Genomic DNA, 1,347 nt, shown 5'->3' with positions numbered 1-1,347 from the left:
TGGGCGGATTCTAATGGTCGTTGCAACACGTCCTTGTGATTGTATGCTTTATTGAGCGTATTCCATGGCATTGAGAAGTTCGATGATCCGTTCGCTTGGCTTGGCCCAGTCCAGTGTTTTGCGTGGTCTGTCGTTGAGCTCGTCGGCCACTGCATCGAGGTAGTCCTGACTGTAGGCGGACAGGTCTGTTCCTTTTGGAAAGTACTGGCGCAGCAATCCGTTGGTGTTCTCGTTCGTGCCCCGCTGCCATGGGCTGTGCGGGTCGCAGAAATAGACCTGCATGTCAAGGGACGCGGTGATGTCGCGATGCAGCGCGAGCTCTGCGCCCTGGTCCCATGTCAGGGAGTTGAGCAGCGGCGCGGGAAGCTGGCCCATCTTGGTGATGATGGCCCGTTGCACGTGCTCGGCGTCATGACCGTCGGGCAGTGCGAGCAGGACGGTGTAGCGGGTGGTGCGCTCGACCAGCGTGCCGATCGCGCTCGTGTTGGACGTCCCGCAGATCAGGTCGCCCTCCCAGTGTCCCGGTACGGCACGGTCCTCGATCTGTGCGGGCCGTTCGCTGATCATGACCATCGGCTCGCGGAAGCGCGGCCTGCGCGACTGGCCGTCGCTGCGGGAATGCCTGACTGCGCGCCCCTTCCTGAGGGCGTTGCCGACCTGCCTGCGCAGTTCGCCGCGCGGCTGGACGTAGACGGCCTGATAGATGGTCTCGTGGCATGCTCGCATATGGTCATTATCGGGGTACTCGCGTACGAGGCGGTTGCTGATCTGCTCGGGGCTCCAGTGCCGCCTGAGCCCTGCGGCCACATATGCGTACAGGTCGGTTCCGGGCCTGATCTTGCGCCGCTTGGGACGGGGCCTGCGCGATGCCGCCAGCTGATCGGCGCGGTGCGGTCGGTACCCGCCGTCTGCCGGATGGGCATTGCGGCGCAGCTCGCGGCTGACCGTCGACGCGCTGCGCCCGAGGCGCCGGGCAATGCCGCGCACGCTTGTGCCGGACCGGCTCAGGTCGGCGATCTCGATGCGCTCGTCGATGCTCAGATAGCGCGATGACACAGTGGTTGTGCTGTCTTTCACCCGTCCACCATACCAATCGACCAGAGGCCTTTCGTTGCGTCCGTTCGAACGGGTTCGCCCGTTGCGCCACACCTTTCCCGTGCGCTTGGAGACGCCGACCGCGTGCGCTGCCTGGGTGAAGTTCAGTCCTTCCTCAAGCAGCTGCACATACCGGGCGCGCCGGGCCTCCTGCATGTCTCGAAGCTTCCCGTACTGCACGCCCTCGAACTCGTATGCCATCGTTGCAACCTCCGACTCTCGATGGTGTTGCAACGACCACTAGAATTCGCC

1 protein-coding gene is annotated in these 1,347 nt (G+C 63.8%); it reads right to left on the bottom strand.

The features are described from left to right. Positions 1–48 precede the first annotated feature (48 nt). Positions 49–1,296 carry an IS30 family transposase gene (locus PG2093B_RS08895; protein ID WP_129898186.1) on the bottom strand — a complete coding sequence of 416 codons (1,248 nt, stop codon included), beginning with the start codon at positions 1,294–1,296 and terminating at the stop codon, positions 49–51. Positions 1,297–1,347 lie beyond the last annotated feature (51 nt).

Source organism: Bifidobacterium pseudolongum subsp. globosum (assembly GCF_004155535.1).
Taxonomy (GTDB): domain Bacteria; phylum Actinomycetota; class Actinomycetes; order Actinomycetales; family Bifidobacteriaceae; genus Bifidobacterium; species Bifidobacterium pseudolongum_C.
Note: the sequence above shows the minus strand (reverse complement) of the source record. Positions and strands in the feature narration are given on the sequence as shown.

Coding starts and splice junctions, on each gene's coding strand:
- PG2093B_RS08895 (WP_129898186.1), bottom strand. CDS start 1,296: ATGGCATACGAGTTCGAGGGCGTGCAGTACGGGAAGCTTCGAGACATG.